The sequence below is a fragment of the Plantibacter sp. LMC-P-059a genome (assembly GCF_030209505.1).
In the GTDB taxonomy this organism is placed as follows: Bacteria; Actinomycetota; Actinomycetes; order Actinomycetales; family Microbacteriaceae; genus Plantibacter.
In genome coordinates, this window is record NZ_JARVRZ010000007.1 from 133982 (window position 1) to 149209 (window position 15228).

The 15228-nt window shown below is 68.6% G+C and carries 14 protein-coding genes; 6 read left to right on the forward strand and 8 right to left on the reverse strand.

Annotated features, from left to right (window positions below; all coding sequences use genetic code 11):
• Positions 1–107 precede the first annotated feature (107 nt).
• From tkt to pgl, 6 genes are read left to right on the forward strand one after another with little or no spacing between them, the layout of a single operon-like run.
• Complete coding sequence (gene tkt, locus QRN27_RS16805; protein WP_285043219.1) at positions 108–2198, forward strand: transketolase; 2091 nt, start codon at positions 108–110, stop codon at positions 2196–2198.
• A 24-nt stretch (positions 2199–2222) separates the two neighbouring features.
• Positions 2223–3332 carry a transaldolase gene (gene tal / locus QRN27_RS16810; RefSeq protein WP_285043220.1) on the forward strand — a complete coding sequence of 370 codons (1110 nt, stop codon included), beginning with the start codon at positions 2223–2225 and terminating at the stop codon, positions 3330–3332.
• Complete coding sequence (locus tag QRN27_RS16815) at positions 3329–4942, forward strand: glucose-6-phosphate isomerase (RefSeq protein WP_285043221.1); 1614 nt, start codon at positions 3329–3331, stop codon at positions 4940–4942. Before tal ends, QRN27_RS16815 begins: the two co-directional genes overlap by 4 nt.
• Positions 4943–4965: 23 nt before the next feature.
• Positions 4966–6510 carry a glucose-6-phosphate dehydrogenase gene (gene zwf / locus QRN27_RS16820; RefSeq protein WP_194670055.1) on the forward strand — a complete coding sequence of 515 codons (1545 nt, stop codon included), beginning with the start codon at positions 4966–4968 and terminating at the stop codon, positions 6508–6510.
• Positions 6507–7469 carry a glucose-6-phosphate dehydrogenase assembly protein OpcA gene (locus tag QRN27_RS16825; protein ID WP_056777412.1) on the forward strand — a complete coding sequence of 321 codons (963 nt, stop codon included), beginning with the start codon at positions 6507–6509 and terminating at the stop codon, positions 7467–7469. Before zwf ends, QRN27_RS16825 begins: the two co-directional genes overlap by 4 nt.
• On the forward strand, positions 7469–8257 hold the full coding sequence (gene pgl, locus QRN27_RS16830; RefSeq protein WP_285043222.1) for a 6-phosphogluconolactonase: 789 nt from the start codon (positions 7469–7471) through the stop codon (positions 8255–8257). The genes QRN27_RS16825 and pgl overlap by 1 nt, the downstream gene beginning before the upstream one ends.
• A gap of 92 nt (positions 8258–8349) precedes the next feature.
• Here the strand turns inward: pgl and QRN27_RS16835 are convergent, their stop codons facing one another.
• The 8 genes from QRN27_RS16835 to rapZ all read right to left on the reverse strand — a co-directional run bounded on the left by QRN27_RS16835 (position 8350) and on the right by rapZ (position 15217).
• Entirely contained in the window at positions 8350–8712 is a 363-nt protein-coding gene (locus QRN27_RS16835) for an RNA polymerase-binding protein RbpA (protein WP_194670052.1), read from the reverse strand.
• 78 nt (positions 8713–8790) lie between these two features.
• Positions 8791–9039 carry a preprotein translocase subunit SecG gene (gene secG / locus QRN27_RS16840; RefSeq protein ID WP_056005661.1) on the reverse strand — a complete coding sequence of 83 codons (249 nt, stop codon included), beginning with the start codon at positions 9037–9039 and terminating at the stop codon, positions 8791–8793.
• Positions 9040–9173: 134 nt separating this feature from the next.
• A complete protein-coding gene (gene tpiA, locus QRN27_RS16845) occupies positions 9174–9977 on the reverse strand; it encodes a triose-phosphate isomerase (RefSeq protein ID WP_194670051.1) in 804 nt (267 codons plus the stop codon).
• Positions 9965–11182, reverse strand: coding sequence for a phosphoglycerate kinase (locus QRN27_RS16850; RefSeq protein WP_056005666.1), 1218 nt, complete (start codon positions 11180–11182; stop codon positions 9965–9967). Before QRN27_RS16850 ends, tpiA begins: the two co-directional genes overlap by 13 nt.
• A gap of 135 nt (positions 11183–11317) precedes the next feature.
• Positions 11318–12325 carry a type I glyceraldehyde-3-phosphate dehydrogenase gene (gene gap, locus QRN27_RS16855; protein ID WP_285043223.1) on the reverse strand — a complete coding sequence of 336 codons (1008 nt, stop codon included), beginning with the start codon at positions 12323–12325 and terminating at the stop codon, positions 11318–11320.
• Positions 12326–12447: 122 nt separating this feature from the next.
• Positions 12448–13074: a superoxide dismutase gene (locus QRN27_RS16860; protein WP_285043224.1), complete on the reverse strand. Its 627-nt coding sequence runs from the start codon at positions 13072–13074 to the stop codon at positions 12448–12450.
• A gap of 157 nt (positions 13075–13231) precedes the next feature.
• Positions 13232–14209, reverse strand: coding sequence for a DNA-binding protein WhiA (whiA, locus tag QRN27_RS16865; protein WP_056005675.1), 978 nt, complete (start codon positions 14207–14209; stop codon positions 13232–13234).
• A gap of 126 nt (positions 14210–14335) precedes the next feature.
• A complete protein-coding gene (rapZ, locus tag QRN27_RS16870) occupies positions 14336–15217 on the reverse strand; it encodes an RNase adapter RapZ (protein WP_285043225.1) in 882 nt (293 codons plus the stop codon).
• Positions 15218–15228 lie beyond the last annotated feature (11 nt).

Sequence of the window (15228 nt, forward strand, 5' to 3'; positions counted from 1 at the left end):
AGCGGTGTCGTGTGCTCGGACGCCGAAGACGACGTGGGCCGCGAACGTACAGAAGAAGGCTCGACCGCTCGTCGGCCTCCTGTTCCGATGAGAAGGGTCAGTATTCAGTGGCAGATCTGCAGTGGGAAAGCATTGACAGCAAAGCGGTCGACACGGCGCGCATCCTCGCCGCCGACGCGGTCGAGAAGGTCGGCAACGGCCACCCGGGGACGGCGATGAGTCTCGCCCCCGCCGCATACCTCCTGTTCCAGAAGGTCATGCGCCGCGACCCGAAGGACCAGGACTGGCTCGGGCGCGACCGCTTCGTGCTGTCGGTCGGGCACAGCTCGCTGACGCAGTACGTCCAGCTCTACCTCGGTGGCTACGGCCTCGAACTCTCCGACCTCGAGGCGCTCCGCACCTGGGGTTCGCTGACGCCCGGCCACCCGGAGTACGGGCACACCAAGGGTGTCGAGATCACCACCGGTCCGCTCGGCCAGGGCCTCGCGTCCGCCGTCGGCTTCGCGTACGCGTCCCGCTTCGAGCGCGGCCTGTTCGACCCCGAAGCAGACGCCGGCACGAGCCCCTTCGACCACTTCGTCTACGTCATCGCGGGTGACGGCGACCTGCAGGAGGGTGTGACGAGCGAGGCCTCCTCGCTCGCCGGCCACCAGCAGCTCGGCAACCTCATCGCGATCTACGACTCCAACCAGATCTCGATCGAGGACGACACCAACATCGCCTTCACGGAGGACGTCAAGGCCCGCTACGAGGCGTACCACTGGCACGTCCAGGTCGTCGACTGGAAGCAGACCGGCGAGTACGTCGAAGACGTCCACGCGCTGAACGATGCCATCGAGGCAGCCAAGGCCGAGACCGAGAAGCCGTCGCTGATCATCCTCAAGACGATCATCGGCTGGCCGGCCCCCAAGAAGCAGAACACGGGCAAGATCCACGGCTCCGCACTGGGTGCCGAGGAACTCGCCGCCGTCAAGGAGGTCCTCGGGTTCGACCCCGAGCAGAGCTTCGTCGTCGCCGACGAGGTCATCGAGCACACCCGCAAGGCGATCGATCGCGGTGCTGAGGCCCGTGCCGAGTGGCAGCAGGCGTTCGACGCCTGGGCCGCTGCCAACCCCGAGCGTGCTGCGCTGCTCTCGCGTCTCGAGACCGGCGAACTCCCCGAGGGCGTCGAGTCCGCACTGCCCGTCTTCGAGGCAGGCAAGGACGTCTCGACGCGCGCCGCTTCCGGCAAGGTGCTCAACGCCCTCGGCCCGGTCATCCCCGAACTCTGGGGCGGCTCTGCCGACCTCGCCGAGTCGAACAACACCACGATCGAGGGCGGTGCGTCGTTCATCCCGAGCGAGCACTCCACCCACGAGTGGAGCGGGAACCCGTACGGACGCGTCCTGCACTTCGGTATCCGTGAGCACGCGATGGCCGCCATCCTCAACGGCATCGTCCTCCACGGACCGACGCGCGCGTTCGGTGGCACCTTCCTCATCTTCAGCGACTACATGCGTCCGGCCGTCCGTCTGGCCGCGCTCATGAACGTGCCGTCCATCTTCGTGTGGACCCACGACTCCGTCGCCCTGGGTGAGGACGGCCCGACGCACCAGCCGATCGAGCAGCTCGCCTCGCTCCGTGCCATCCCGAACCTCGCCGTCGTGCGACCGGGTGACGCGAACGAGGTCGCCTACGCCTGGCTGGAGATCCTCAAGCGCCGCGGCGGCCCCACCGGCATCGCGCTGACCCGTCAGAACATCCCGGTGTTCGAGCGAGGCACGGGCGACGCGTCCGGCGAGACCTTCGCCGCCGCGTCCAACGTCTCGAAGGGCGCTTACGTGCTCGCCGAGGCGCCGAACGGCACGCCCGACGTCATCCTCATCGCGACGGGTTCCGAGCTCCAGCTCGCCGTCGAGGCCCGCGAGGTCCTCCGCGGCGAGGGCGTCAACGCCCGCGTCGTCTCGGTCCCCGCGCTCGAGTGGTTCGAGGAGCAGTCCGCCGAGTACCGCGAGTCCGTCCTGCCGAAGGCCGTCACCGCACGTGTCTCCGTCGAGGCCGGCCTGGGCCTGACCTGGAAGAGCATCGTCGGCGACGCCGGCCGCACCGTGTCGATCGAGCACTTCGGTGCGTCCGCCGACTACAAGACGCTGTTCCGTGAGTTCGGCATCACCACGGAGGCAGTCGTCTCCGCAGCACACGAGACGCTCGGCAAGTAGCCCGGGCGAAGGAGACAGAAGAACATGACTGAAACCCCAACCGCCCAGCTGTCCGCCGCCGGCGTCAGCATCTGGCTCGACGACCTCTCCCGCGGACGCATCCAGTCCGGTGGCCTCGAGCAGCTCATCGCCGACCGCAACGTCGTCGGTGTCACCACGAACCCGACCATCTTCGCCTCGGCGCTCAGCAACGGCGACGTCTACGCCGAGCAGGTCGCCCAGCTGGCCGAAGCAGGTAAGGACGTCACCGAGGCGGTCTTCGAGATCACCACTGACGATGTCGCGTCCGCCTCGAAGATCTTCCGTGGCGTCTACGACGCCTCCGGTGGGTACGACGGCCGGGTCTCGATCGAGGTCGAGCCGGGCTTCGCCCACGACGCCGCTGCCACGATCGAGCAGGCCAAGGCCCTCTGGACCAAGGTCAACCAGCCCAACGCGATGATCAAGATCCCCGCGACCGTGGAAGGCCTCGAGGCCATCACCGCGGTCATCGGCGCCGGCATCAGCGTCAACGTCACCCTGATCTTCAGCCTCACGCGCTACCGCGAGGTGATCAACGCCTTCCTGACCGGTCTCGAGCAGGCCAAGGCGGCTGGGCACGACCTCTCGACGATCCACTCGGTCGCCTCCTTCTTCGTGTCGCGCGTCGACACGGAGATCGACAAGCGTCTCGAGGCCGTCGGCACCCCCGAAGCGATCGCGCTGAAGAGCAAGGCCGGCGTCGCCAACGCCCAGCTCGCCTACCAGGTCTTCGAGCAGGAGTTCGCGAGCGAGCGGGCCACCGCCCTCCTCGAGGCCGGCGCCAACAAGCAGCGTCCGCTCTGGGCATCGACGGGCGTCAAGTCCGCCGACCTCCCCGACACGCTCTACGTGACCGAGCTCGTCGCCGACGATGTCGTCAACACCATGCCGGAGAAGACGCTCGAGGCGACCTTCGACCACGGCGTCATCACCGGTGACACCGTCACCGGCTCCTACGCAGCGGCCAACGAGGTCCTCGACGCGATCGCCGCGCAGGGTGTGTCCTACGACGAGGTCACCGAGCTCCTCGAACGCGAAGGCGTCGAGAAGTTCATCGTCTCTTGGAACGAGTTGCTCGAGACGGTGAAGACGGCGCTGGAGGCCTCCAAGTGAGCTTCAAGATCCACGTGAGCGGTGCGGCCGAGGCCGCCGTCGCGTCGGTCGTCCCGACGCTCGTCAGCGACCTCGTCGCATCGCGGATCACCGACCAGGACCCCACCCTGTGGGGTCCTGCCGCCGAGGCCGAGGCGTCCAAGCGCCTCGGCTGGGTGCAGGCGGTCTCCATCTCCCGCCCGCTGGTGGAGCCGATCCTCGCTCTGCGCGAGCAGTTCAACGACCAGGGTGTCGACCACATCGTCCTCGCGGGCATGGGCGGATCCTCGCTCGCACCCGAGGTCATCACGGGCACCCTCGGGGGCCACTTGACGGTGCTCGATTCGACCGCACCCGGTCAGGTCCTCTCGGCCCTCGCGGACCGCCTCGAGACCTCCGTGCTCGTCGTCTCCTCGAAGTCCGGCTCCACGGTGGAGACCGACAGCCAGCGACGTGCCTACGAGGCTGCGTTCACGGCCGCCGGCATCGACCCTGCCGGCCGGATCGTCATCGTCACCGACCCGGGCTCGCCGCTCGAGGCGGCGGCGAACGAAGCCGGGTACCGCGTCTTCAACGCCGACCCGAACGTGGGCGGCCGCTACAGCGCGCTCACCGCGTTCGGCCTCGTTCCCTCCGGTCTCGCCGGGGTCGACATCGGTGCGCTCCTCGACGAAGCCGACGCCGTGCTCGGCGAGCTGGCCATCGACGACGCGTCGAACCCGGGGCTCATCCTCGGTGCGGCGCTCGGCGGTACCGTCCCGCTGCGCGACAAGGTCGGGCTCATCACCGACGGCACGCACATCGTCGGGTTCCCCGACTGGGCCGAGCAGCTCATCGCCGAATCCACCGGCAAGTCCGGTCGCGGACTCCTGCCGGTCGTGCTCAACCCGCTCGCACCAGAGCTGGAGTCGAAGCCGGCCGATCTGCAGATCGTGCGGATCGTCGACGACGCCCACGAGTTCCACCTGCTCCCCCGCGACCGTCACGAGGGCGAGATCCTCGTGAGCGGCAGCCTGGGCGCGATGATGCTCGTGTGGGAGTACGCCACCGTGATCGCTGGTCGGCTCATCGGCATCGACCCGTTCGACCAGCCAGACGTCGAGTCGGCGAAGGTCGCCACGCGCGGCCTGCTCGACAACCGCCCGGAGCCTGAGGCACCCGCCTTCGTCGCCGACGGTATCGAGGTCCGCGGGACCACCGACCTCCTGGACGGCGTGACCACGTTGTCCGGCGCCGTCGAGGCACTGCTCGCGAGGCTCCCGGAGGACGGCTACGTCGCCATCCAGGGTTACGTCGACCGCCTCGCCTCGCCCCAGCTCGAGAGCATCCGCGACCTCGTCGCGGCCAAGGCCGGCCGCCCCACCACCTTCGGTTGGGGTCCGCGCTTCCTGCACTCGACGGGTCAGTACCACAAGGGCGGCCCCGCGAACGGCGTGTTCCTGCAGATCACCGAGACGGCCCCCGTCGACCTGGAGATCCCGGAACGACCGTTCACCTTCGGCCAGCTCATCGAGGCTCAGGCGGGTGGCGACGCCCGCGTCCTCGCCGAGCACGGTCGCCCGGTCCTCACGCTGACCCTCACGTCACCGGACCAGAACATCGTCACCCTCTTCGACGCCGTCAACGACTAACGCGTCACTGCACAAGGAGCTTCATGTCCCCGGTGGAAATCACCCCGGAGTCCAACCCGCTGCGGGTTGACTCCGATCGGCGCCTCAATCGGATCGCCGGTCCGAGCGGCCTCATCATCTTCGGCGTGACAGGTGACCTGTCCCGCAAGAAGTTGATGCCGGCCGTGTACGACCTCGCGAACCGGGGGCTGCTGCCTCCAGGGTTCTCGCTCGTCGGGTTCGCCCGACGGGACTGGGAGGACCAGGACTTTATGGAGGTCGTCCACGACTCGGTGAAGCAGTACGCCCGCACGGAGTTCCGTGAGGACGTCTGGAACCAGCTCGCGCAAGGCATCCGCTTCGTCCCCGGCGAGTTCGGGGACGACGCGGCCTTCGAGAAGCTGAAGGCCACCATCGAGGAGCTGGACGCGGATCGCGGAACGATGGGCAACCACGCGTTCTACCTGTCGATCCCCCCGAAGGCCTTCCCGCAGGTGACCGAGCAGTTGCGCCGCTCCGGGCTCGCGGAGCCCGCGGACGGACAGTGGCGTCGTGTCGTCATCGAGAAGCCCTTCGGGAGCGACCTGAAGACGGCTCGCGAGCTGAACGACATCGTGCAGTCCGTGTTCCCGTCGGACTCGATCTTCCGGATCGACCACTACCTCGGCAAGGAGACCGTCCAGAACATCCTGGCGCTCCGGTTCGCGAACCAGTTGTACGAACCCATCTGGAACGCCAACTACGTCGACCACGTCCAGATCACCATGGCCGAGGACATCGGCGTCGGCGGTCGTGCCGGGTACTACGACGGCATCGGCGCGGCGCGCGACGTCATCCAGAACCACCTGCTGCAGCTGCTTGCGCTCACGGCCATGGAGGAGCCCATCTCCTTCAACGCCTCGGATCTCCGTGCCGAGAAGGAGAAGGTCCTCGCGGCCGTCCGCCTGCCGGACGACCTCGGTGCGGCGACCGCCCGCGGGCAGTACGCCGGCGGCTGGCAGGGCGGTGAGCATGTCCTCGGCTTCCTCGACGAGGACGGGATGGATCCCGCCTCGACGACGGAGACCTACGCGGCCATGCGTCTCGACATCAACACGCGGCGGTGGGCCGGCGTGCCGTTCTACCTCCGTGCAGGCAAGCGCCTCGGCCGTCGAGTCACGGAGATCGCCGTCGTGTTCAAGCGCGCTCCGCAGTACCTGTTCGCCGAGAGCCAGACCTCGGCGCTCGGGCAGAACGCGCTCGTCATCCGGGTCCAGCCCGACGAGGGCGTCACGATCCGATTCGGCTCCAAGGTTCCCGGAGCCGGGACCCAGGTCCGCGACGTGACCATGGACTTCGGTTACGGACACGCCTTCACTGAGGCGAGCCCCGAGGCGTACGAACGCCTCATCCTCGACGTCCTCCTGGGCGACCCGCCGCTCTTCCCCCGTCACGAGGAGGTCGAGCTCTCCTGGAAGATCCTCGACCCCATCGAGGAGTACTGGGCGGCACAGGACGAGCCGCTCGAGCAGTACGCTCCCGGCACCTGGGGGCCGTCCTCCGCCGACGACCTCATGACCCGCGACGGACGCACCTGGAGACGACCATGATCGTAGACCTGCCAGACACCACCACCAGCAAGCTGTCGAAGGCGCTCGTCACCATCCGCGAGGATGGCGGCGCGGTCGCCCTCGGTCGCGTGCTCACCCTGGTCATCTCCACGCGCCTCGGTGCGGAGGAGGAGGCCATCGAGGCCGCGAACGAAGCCTCCCGCGAGCACCCGATGCGCGTGATCGTCCTCTCCACGGAGCACGATGACAACGACTCCACGATCGGAGACCGGCTCGACGCCCAGATCCGCGTCGGCGGCGACGCCGGTGCGAGCGAGGTCGTCATCCTCCGCGCCTATGGTGCGGTGGCCGAGAACGAGGAGAGCCTCGTCACCGGTCTGCTGCTTCCCGACGCCCCCGTCGTGGCCTGGTGGCCGGGCGAGGCACCCGAGCGCGTCTCGACCTCCCCCATCGGGCGGATCGCCCAGCGTCGCATCACCGACGCCTCGGCTGCCGCGGACACCCACGCCGCCCTGCGCGGCCGTGCGGCCAACTACGCACCGGGCGACACCGACTTCGCCTGGACCCGACTCACCCTGTGGCGCGCGCAGCTCGCCGCCGTGTTGGACCAGCCGCCGTACGAGCCGGTCACGGCCATCGAGGTGTCCGGTGCCTCCGACTCGCCGTCGACCGAACTCCTGGCAGCGTGGCTGCAGCTCCAGCTGCAGGTCGACGTCACCCACGAGCTCAGCATGGCCCACGGCTCCAGCGGCATCCACGGAGTCCGACTGACGCGCGCCTCCGGCAACGTGGTGCTCGAGCGCCCCGTGCCCGACATCGCGACGCTCATCCAGCCCGGGCAGCCGACGCACGACCTGTCGCTCCCCCGCCGCAGCCTGCGCGACTGCCTCGCGGAGGAGCTGCGGACGCTCGACCCGGACGTGCTGTACGGCCAGGTGATCACCGTCGGCCTCCCCGGACTCGGCGAGCCGGTCACGCTGCGCGCTCGGACGAGCTGATGCCGACCGAGCGACGCGTCCTCGTCTACCAGGACCGCGACCAGCTGACGAATTCGGTCGCCAAGCGGTTCCTGTCCCGGACCCGCGAACTCCTCGAGTCCCAGGACACCGTGCACGTGGTCCTCACCGGCGGAACGGTCGGTACCGGCACGCTCGCCGCGGTCGCCGTGTCGAAGGATCGCGACCGGGTCGACTGGTCCCGGGTGCACCTGTGGTGGGGAGACGAACGGTGGGTCACGCGCGACGACGCCGATCGGAACGAGCTCCAGGCTCGGGAAGCGCTCCTCGACAGCCTGCTGGCCCTCCCCGAACGCGCTCTCGTCGCGGAGCACGTGCACGGCTACCCGGCACCGGAGGACGGGATCGACCTCGACGCTGCCGCGGTCCGGTACGCGGAGGAGCTCCGACGGTTCGCGAAGCCGGGAGAATCCCACCCGCGGTTCGACATCACCTTCCTCGGAGTCGGCCCGGACGGCCACATCGCGTCGCTCTTCCCGGAACGTGCGGAGGTCTCGGTGACGGACACCTCGGTCGTCCCGGTGCGTAACTCCCCCAAGCCACCGGCCGAGCGGCTGAGCCTCACGCGTCCGGCGATCAACTCGTCGGTCCGGGTCTGGCTCGTGCTCGCCGGGACGGACAAGGCCTCGGCGTTGGGCCTCGCCCTCGCCGGTGCGAGCTACAACGAGGTCCCCGCCGCCGGGGCGAAGGGTCGGAAGCGGACGGTGTTCTTCGTCGACCAGGACGCTGCCGCCGAGGTCCCCGACTCACTGATCCTGCCGGAGTACTAGGCAGCACAGCGGGCGCGCCGACAGGACGCCGGATGCGAGAAAGGCCGTTCCCCGAAGGGAACGGCCTTTCTGCATGGTGCTGGTGGTCGAAGCTACTTCGACACCGTGCCGCGTCGCGCGCGAAGCTGCTGCAGCGCTTCTTCGAGCAGCTCCTCGGCCTCGGCCTCGGTGCGACGCTCCTTCACGTACGCGAGGTGGGTCTTGTACGGCTCGAGCTTCGCGACCTCGGGCGGGTTCGCCTTGTCGCGTCCGGCGGGGAGGCCGGAGGTCGGGCAGTCGATCGTCTCCGGGATCTCCTCGTCGGGGACGTTCGCCGCGAAGTGACGGACCGTCTCGTTGCCGAGGGCGTCCCAGTAGGAGATGGCGATGCGGTCCGCGTGGTAGCCGTGGTCCTGTTCGCCCATGGGACCAGCGCCGACGCGTGATCCCCTGATGGCGCTTCCGCCTGATGCCATGGTGTGTTCTCTTTCTCGTGCTGTCGAGAGCGTTCGGATGTGTGGTGGAGTGGGCCCGGTGTCGGGCAATGCGGCCGGCTAGGCGGCGGCGAACTTCGTCAGCAGCCCGATCACGACGATGCAGGCTCCCCAGGTCAGGCCGAGGATGACGGTGAAGCGGTTCAGGTTGCGTTCGGCGACGCCCGAGGAGCCGAGGTTGCTCGAGGAGCCACCGCCGAACATGTCGGAGAGTCCGCCGCCGCGGCCCTTGTGCAGCAGGATCAGGAAGGTGAGCAGGAGGCTGGTGATGCCGAGCAGCACCTGCAGGATGACCTGGAGAATCTCCACGTGAGACCTTTCGCATTCGCGTTCAGAGGGGCTGAACCGCCGTCCAGTATACCTCGACGATGAAACGGACACGGCTCGGCCCGCGGCTGGCGCCGCGGCCCGAGCCGTCCTGGTGTGTCAGGTGTCGGAGTCCGTCAGAGACCGACGTGCTGCGAGAAGCGGGCGATGCCGGCGAACTCCTCCGCGAGCAGACTCGCGCCGCCGACGAGCGCGCCGTCGACGTCGGGTTCGCGCATGAACCCGGCGATGTTCGACGCCTTCACGGAGCCGCCGTACAGGATGCGCGTGCGCTGTGCGGCCTCGTCTCCGAGGACCTCGGCGAGCGTGCTGCGCAGTGCTGCCGCGACCTGCTGCGCCTGGTCGGGCGTCGCAGCCTGGCCGGACCCGATGGCCCACACCGGCTCGTAGGCCACGACGATGTCGGCGTCGCGACCGAGGCCGTCGATCGCCGCACGGAGCTGCGCGACGGGGACCGCGGAGGGACCGTGCTGTTCGAGGTCCTCTGCCGTCTCACCGATGCAGATGACGGGGACGAGACCGTGTCGCACGGCGGCAGCCGTCTTGGCCTGGACGACCTCGTCGGTCTCATTGTGGAGCGTCCGACGCTCGGAGTGACCGACGAGGACGTAGGCGCAATCGAGCTTCGCGAGGAACGCCCCGGAGATCTCGCCGGTGTAGGCGCCCGAGTCGTGCTGGGACAGGTCCTGAGCACCATAGGCGAGCTTGAGCTTGTCGGCGGCGACGATCGTCTGGACGGAGCGGAGGTCGGTGAACGGCGGGAAGATCGCCACCTCGGCGTCGGCGTAGTCGTGCTTGCCGTCCTTCAGCGTCCAGTCGAGCTTCTGGACGAGGGCGATGGCCTGGAGGTGATCCAGGTTGAGCTTCCAGTTGCCGGCGATGAGGGGCACACGCGTGCGCCCGGGGGTTACTGCTGCCATCCGAGGACCTCCAGTCCAGGCAGACGCTTGCCCTCGAGGAACTCGAGGCTGGCGCCGCCACCAGTTGAGATGTGACCGAACTGGTCATCATCGAAGCCGAGCGCGCGGACCGCTGCGGCCGAGTCACCGCCACCGACGACGCTGAGGCCGTCCGTGCGGGTGAGTGCTTCCGCGACCGCGCGAGTACCGGCGGCGAAGGGGGCCAGCTCGAACACGCCCATCGGACCGTTCCAGAACACCGTCTTCGATCCGGCCACGATCTCGGCGAACGCCTTGGCGGTGTCGGGTCCGATGTCGAGTCCCAGACCCTTCGCGCCGAACGGGGTGTCCTCGATGCGGTCGGCCGGGCGGACGACGTGCTCGGCGTCGGCGCTGAACCCGGCCGCGACGACGACGTCCGTCGGCAGCACGATGGTGACGCCGAGTTCCTCCGCCTTCGCGAGGTAGCCGCGGACCGTGTCGATCTGGTCGGCCTCGAGCAGGCTCGATCCGACCGAGTGGCCCTGTGCCGCCAGGAAGGTGAAGAGCATGCCGCCGCCGATGAGCAAGGAGTCGACGCGAGGGAGCAGGTGGCCGATGACGCCCAGCTTGTCGGACACCTTCGAGCCGCCGAGGACGACCGTGTACGGCCGCTCGGGGGTCTCGGTCAGGCGATCGAGGACTTCGAGTTCGGTGGAGATGAGCAGACCCGCAGCGCTCGGGAGGAGCTTCGCGAGTTCGTACACGCTCGCCTGCTTGCGGTGCACGACGCCGAAGCCGTCGGAGACGACCACATCGCCGAACGCGGCGAGCTTGGCGGCGAACGCTTCGCGCTCACCAGCGTCCTTGCTGGTCTCGGCGGAGTTGAACCGCAGGTTCTCGAGGAGTACGACGTCGCCGTCGGTCTGAGCGGCGACGGCGTCGCTCGCGGCGCTTCCGACGGTGTCGGCTGCGAAGGTCACCGGCTTGCCGAGCAGCTCCGACAGGCGCTGCGCGACGGGGGCGAGGCTGTACTTCGCGTCCGGCGATCCGTCGGGGCGCCCGAGGTGCGAGACGATGACGACGCGTGCGCCCTGGTTGATGAGTGCGTTGAGGGTGGGGAGAGCCGCGCGGATGCGTCCGTCGTCGGTGATGACGCCGTCCTTCAGCGGGACGTTCAGGTCGAGACGGACGACAGCACGACGGCCACCGAGGGCTCCGAGCGAGTCGAGGGTGCGAAGGGTCATGGAGAAGGTCTTTCTTGCACTGAGCCGACGGCCGCCGAGGAAGCCGAACGGGCGCCCTGAAGCTGGTTCAGGACGCCCGTTCGGACCATGCGGTGTCTGGCTGCTCTGGTGAGGAGGTGGTCAGACAGCCGTTGGTTAGAGGCGGTCCGCGACGTACTCGGTGAGGTCGACGAGGCGGTTGGAGTAACCCCACTCGTTGTCGTACCAGGAGGCGACCTTGGCCTGCGTGCCGATGACCTTGGTGAGGCCGGCGTCGAAGATCGAGGAGTGCGGGTCGGTCACGATGTCGCTCGAGACGATCGGGTCCTCGGTGTACTTGAGGATGCCCTTGAGCGGACCCTCAGCGGCGGTCTTGTAGGCCGCGTTGATCTCCTCGACCGTGGCCGGGTTGGTCAGCTCGACCGTGAGGTCGGTGATGGAACCGGTCGGGACCGGAACGCGCAGCGCGTAGCCGTCGAGCTTGCCGACGAGCTCAGGGATGACGAGGCCGAGTGCCTTGGCTGCACCGGTCGACGTCGGGATGATGTTGACGGCCGCAGCGCGTGCACGACGGAGGTCGCTGTGCGGGCCGTCCTGCAGGTTCTGGTCGGCGGTGTAGGCGTGGACCGTGGTCATGAGGCCACGCTCGATGCCGAAGTTGTCGAGCAGCACCTTGGCGAGCGGCGCGAGGCAGTTCGTGGTGCAGGACGCGTTGGAGATGATGTCGTGCGTCGCGGCGTCGTAGGTGCCCTCGTTCACGCCGAGGACGATGGTCGCGACGTCGCTGCCGGTGGCGGGAGCGGAGACGAGGACCTTCTTGGCGCCGGCGGTGATGTGCTTGCGCGCGTCGTCGGACTTCGTGAAGCGACCGGTCGACTCGATGACGATGTCGACACCGAGCTCGCCCCAGGGGAGGTCGGCGGGGTCGCGCTCGGCGAGGACGATGATGGGCTTGCCGTTGACGATGATCTTGTCGCCGTCGAGCTCGACCGTGGCGTCCAGACGACCCGTGATGGAGTCGTACTTCAGGAGGTGGGCGAGCGCCTTGTTGTCGGTGAGGTCGTTGACTGCGACGATCTCGAGGTCGCTGCCCTTGGCGAGGGCGGCGCGGAAGAAGTTGCGGCCGATGCGGCCGAAGCCGTTGATGCCGATCTTGACGGACACAGATGACTCCTGATACTGAGGCGCCAGACGGCGCGATTGTACGGTCTGCTCGGAGTGAGCGCCTCCTCGACTGAGGAGGAAGTGGTCCGTCCCGGCCCCAGGGACCGGGACGGACCGGTCTACTACGACAGTACCAGCAGGCCGTTGGTCTGCTGGCGCGCGACCTCGAAGCGTGCCTGGACGTCTGCCCAGTTGACGATGTTCCAGAACGCCTTCACGTAGTCGGCGCGGACGTTCTTGTAGTCCAGGTAGTAGGCGTGCTCCCAGACGTCGAGCAGCAGCAGCGGGACGGTGCCGGCCGGGAAGTTGCCCTGCTGGTCGAAGAACTGCTGGATGTTGATGCGCTGACCGAGGGTGTCCCAGGTGAGCGCAGCCCAACCGGAGCCCTGGACGCCGAGCGCGGCCGCGGTGAAGTGGGCCTGGAACTTGTCGAAGCTGCCGAAGTACTCGTCGATCGCAGACTCGAGCTCACCCGTCGGCTTGTCGCCGCCGTCCGGGGAGAGGTTGTTCCACCAGATGGTGTGGTTGACGTGGCCGCCGAGGTTGAACGCGAGGTCCTTCTCCAGCTTGTTGACGTTCGTGAAGTCGTTGGCGTCGCGCGCCTCTTCGAGCTTCTCGAGGGCCGTGTTCGCACCGGCCACGTAGGTGGCGTGGTGCTTGTCGTGGTGGAGCTCCGTGATGGTCGCACTGATGTGCGGCTCGAGCGCGGTGTAGTCGTACGGCAATTCGGGCAGTGAGTAAACAGCCATGTTCTGTGTGATCTCCTCGTGTTGTCCCGTGCGCTGTCTGCACACGGCTCTGAGCGTCACGGCCCAGTCTAGCGAGCGGCAACCACGGTGAGACGGGGCTTGTTCCCAGGATGACGAACCGCGACGATACGTGGTCGGCGTCGAACGACGGGCGGGATCAGTCCTCGTAGTCCGCCGGCAGGTTGGCATCGGTCCCGGGGATGCCGAGATCGCTCGCGTGCTTGTCGGCCATGGCGAGCAGCCGACGGATGCGACCCGCGATGGCGTCCTTCGTCATCGGCGGATCGGCGAAGTGTCCCAGCTCGTCCAGGCTGGCCTCGCGGTGGTCGAGGCGGAGCGCACCGGCGTACTGCAGGTGTTCGGGGACCTCGTCGCCGAGGATCTCGAGCGCTCGTTCGACCCGCGCGCACGCGGCGACAGCGGCCTGCGCCGAGCGGCGGAGGTTGGCGTCGTCGAAGTTGACGAGGCGGTTCGCGGTCGCGCGGACCTCCTTGCGTTGACGCATCTCCTCCCAGGAGGTGACGGTGCCGGTGGCGCCCATGAGCGAGAGCATGCCGCTGATCGCGTCGCCCTCACGGATCACGACCCGGTGGATGCCGCGGACCTCCCTGGCCTTCGCCGGGACGCCGATCCGACCCGCGGCGCCGACGAGGGCCATGGCCGACTCGTTCCCCGGGCACACGACGTCGAGCGAGGCGGAGCGGCCCGGATCGGTGAGCGAACCCGTCGCCAGGAACGCACCGCGCCACACGGCGGAGAGCTCATCGCGCGAGCCCGTGGTCAGTCGGTTGGGGAGCCCGCGCACCGCGCGACGGCGGGCGTCCAGGAGGCCCGTCTGGCGCGCCAGGGTCTCGCCACCCTCGATGACCCGCACCACGAAGAGGGTCGGCTTACCGGAGCTGCCGGGGTTCTGCACGAGGATCTCGCTGCGGATCCCGTACAGCTCGCCGATGTCGCGTCGCACGCGTTGCGCGAGGGTCGGGCTGTCGAGTTCGGCCTCGATGGCCACGCGCCCGGAGATCGTGTGCAGTCCGCCGGAGAATCGGAGGAGCGAGGCGAGTTCGGCCGCACGGACCGAGTTGCGGGTCTCGCGGACGAGCGCCAGTTCGTTCTTGACGTCGGCGGTGAGGGCCACGGTGGTTCCTATCTGTCGTGATCGCGCCGTCGGAGTGCGGCGGCGATCCTGCATGTTCTCGATCCGGAGGCGTGGTGCACCCGGATCGCATGGGCTCGGACGCGGATGCGCCCGGCCCGATGGGCGTCATTCGCGCCCGAGGTCCCGATGCCGGACGTGCACGGCGACGCCGGACTGGCTCCGCAGCCGGTCGGCGAGTTCGAGCGCGACGGCGACCGAACGGTGCTTCCCGCCGGTGCATCCGACGGCGATGGTGACGTGCCGCTTGTTCTCGCGCTGGTAGCCGGCCAGCACCGGCTCGAGGGCGTGCGCGTAGCTCTCGAGGAACTCCGACGCGCCCGGCTGGGAGAGGACGTACTCGCTGACCTCGGTGTCCTGGCCGCTCAGCGCACGCAGCTCCGGGACCCAGAACGGGTTCGGAAGGAACCGCATGTCGGCGACGAGGTCCGCGTCGGGCGGGAGCCCGTACTTGAAGCCGAAGCTCAACACGGTCACTTGGACGCCGGGCGTCTCTGCGCCGGCGAAGAGCTCACGGGTGGTGGTGGCGAGTTGGTGGATGTTGAGGTCGCTCGTGTCGATGATGACGTCGCTCGACTCCCGGATCTCGCTCAGGCGATGACGCTCGGCGACGATGCCGTCCAGGATGGTCCCCTCGCCCTGCAGGGGATGTGGTCGGCGGACGGCTTCGAACCGACGCACGAGTGCCGCATCCGTCGCTTCGAGGAAGATCATGCGGAGGTGGGTGCCGCCTCGGAGCGCCGGGACGATCTCCTGCAGGTCGCTGAAGAAGTCGCGGCCGCGAACGTCGACGACGGCCGCGATCCGCGGGAGACGCGAACTCGCGCGCTCGGCGAGGTCGACCAGGGGCCTGAGCATCTGCGGCGGTAGGTTGTCGACGACGTACCAACCGAGATCCTCGAGAGCGTTCGCGACCGTGGAGCGGCCGGCGCCGGACATCCCGGTGACGATGAGCACTTCCTGCTGATGCTGCGGCTGGCCCGGGGTCATCGACACGCTTT